This is a genomic window from Massilia sp. CT11-108, assembly GCF_047302915.1.
GTDB classification, from domain to species: domain Bacteria; phylum Pseudomonadota; class Gammaproteobacteria; order Burkholderiales; family Burkholderiaceae_D; genus Telluria; species Telluria orientalis.
The window spans coordinates 1-2,189 of sequence record NZ_JBKYMO010000710.1; the positions used below are offsets into that span (position 1 = coordinate 1).

Here is a 2,189-nt window from a genome sequence, read left to right on the forward strand (position 1 = left end):
ACGCCCGGCAATCGCCGCGCGCCCCGCCCCCAAGGACCCCCATGGCCAAAGAAGAACTCATCGAAATGGACGGCATCGTCCAGGAAATCCTGCCGGACTCGCGCTTTCGCGTCGACCTGGACAATGGACACAAACTGATCGCCTACACGTCGGGCAAGATGCGCCAGCACCATATCCGCATCCTCGCGGGCGACCGCGTGACGCTGGAGATGTCCGCGTACGACCTGAGCAAGGGTCGCATCACGTTCCGCCATATCGAGAAGCGCAACGCGCCGCCGGCGCGCCGTCCGGCCTACCGCCGCTGACGTCAGTCCTGCGCGGCCGGCGCCATGTTCACGAACCGCGTGAGTACGAGCACCGGCAGCGCCGACAACACCACCCACAGGAAGAAGTGACGGTAGCCCAGCGCATGCTGGATGTCGCCGCTGACCACCTTCGACAGCACGAAGCCCAGCTGCATGAACCCGGACCCCAGCGCGTAGTGCGCGGTCTGGTAGCGGCCGGGCGCGATCACCTGCATGATGAACAGGATCATGCCCACGAAGCCGAACCCGTAGCCGAACATCTCGGTCGACAATGCCGCCATGACGAGGCCCAGGTGCGACGGTTGCGCCGCGCTCAGGTACCAGAACACGAGGTTCGGCACGTTCATCGCGAGGATCAGCACGAGCATCGCGCGCTTCAGGCCCACGCGCGCCGTGAACCAGCCGCCGAGGATGCTGCCGACCAGGAAGGCCGCCGTGCCGGCCGTGCCGTAGATGGCGCCCACTTCCTGCGTCGACAGGCCAAGGCCGCCGACCGCGCGCGCATCGCGCAGGAACAGTGGGCCGATCGTCTGCACCTGCCCTTCCGCGAGACGGAACAGCAGGATGAACACGATGCCCATCCAGATGCCCGGCTTGGCGAAGAATGCGCGCACGACGTCCACCAATACGTCCACGCTGCCACGCATCGACGCGCCGGCGCCCGTCCTCACGGTCTCGGGCAACGCCCACACGTGATACAGCCCGAGCCCCGCCAGCAAGGCGCCCAGCACCCCGAACACGGTGGCCCACGCGGCCGGGGGACCGATGCGCTGTTCGAGGAAACCGGCCAGGATCACGAGCCCGCCCAGCGACAGGAACTTGGCACCGTTGAAGAACGCGCCCTGCCAGCCGGCGTACGCGCATTGCTGGCGCTCGGACAGGTTCGCGATATATAGACCGTCGGCCGCGATGTCGTGCGTGCTGGACGCGAACGACACGATGGCCAGCAGCCCGATCGCCAGCCCGAACCACGCGGGCAGCTGCAGCGCGAGGGCCAGCGCCGCGAGCGCGATGCCGCCCGTGACCTGCAGCACGACGACGACCCGCTTCTTGCTCGCCGCGAGTTCCAGAAATGGACTCCACAATGCCTTGAACACCCACGCGAGGCCGAGGACGCCGGTCCAGCGTGCGATCTGCTCGTTGGGCACGCCCATGCTCTTGAACATCAGCCCCGCCACGAGGGCGACGCTGAAGAACGGCAGGCCCTGCGCGAGGTACAGCGTGGGCACCCACGCGAGCGGGTGCCGGTGCGCCTGGGGTGTCAGGTGGTCGGGACGGATGCTATCCATGGGAATCCAGTGCGATGACGACGGTTGCGCTCTTGCGGCCGCGCGTGTCGAAGGTGGCGACCTTGAACACGGCGGCGCCCTGCCCTGCCGCAACCGGTCCGGTGTAGCGCGGGCTGGCGGCATCGGGCTCGCTGCCGTCCAGAGTGTAATGCAGCGCGAGGCCCGGCAGGGCCACGTTCGCGTGGAACGTCCGGCCATCGGCGACGGCGCCCGGCGGCGGCAACCGGTAGCCGTAGGCCAGCGGCGCGCGGTCGAGCCGTGCCAGCTCGCGCTGGCCGAGGCGGTTGGCGAATTCGTTCCACGCGTCGTCCATGGCGCGTGTACGCTCCCCGGCATCGTCGATCGCGCACCAGCCGGGATCCGGCGCCCACGCCCGCTCCGCCAGCGCCACGAGGCGCGGCGCGGCCAGGTATTCGATGCGGTCGCGCGAGCGGGCATTCTCTCCCCACAGCTGTCCCTGCAGGCCATTGACGCGGCGCCGGCCCTCGGCCGTCAGGCGCGGGAGGGCGGCCCCCCCCCCCCCCCCCCCCCCCCCCCCGGCCCCCCCGCGGCCAGGTATTCGATGCGGTCGCGCGAGCGGGCATTCTCTCCCCAC

Annotated in this window: 3 protein-coding genes; 1 reads left to right on the forward strand and 2 read right to left on the reverse strand. The window is 69.7% G+C overall.

Going from position 1 to position 2,189, the window contains the following annotated elements:
- Positions 1–41 precede the first annotated feature (41 nt).
- Positions 42–305, forward strand: a complete 264-nt coding sequence (gene infA, locus ACEN88_RS29735; RefSeq protein ID WP_413345493.1) for a translation initiation factor IF-1 — start codon at positions 42–44, stop codon at positions 303–305.
- 2 nt (positions 306–307) lie between these two features.
- Here infA and ACEN88_RS29740 read toward each other — a convergent pair whose 3' ends face one another.
- On the reverse strand, positions 308–1,594 hold the full coding sequence (locus ACEN88_RS29740) for an MFS transporter (protein ID WP_413345494.1): 1,287 nt from the start codon (positions 1,592–1,594) through the stop codon (positions 308–310).
- On the reverse strand, positions 1,587–2,189 hold a 603-nt coding region (locus ACEN88_RS29745; protein ID WP_413345496.1), incomplete at its 5' end, for a chitobiase/beta-hexosaminidase C-terminal domain-containing protein. The genes ACEN88_RS29740 and ACEN88_RS29745, both read right to left, overlap by 8 nt.

Coding starts and splice junctions, on each gene's coding strand:
- infA (WP_413345493.1), top strand. CDS start 42: ATGGCCAAAGAAGAACTCATCGAAATGGACGGCATCGTCCAGGAAATC.
- ACEN88_RS29740 (WP_413345494.1), bottom strand. CDS start 1,594: ATGGATAGCATCCGTCCCGACCACCTGACACCCCAGGCGCACCGGCAC.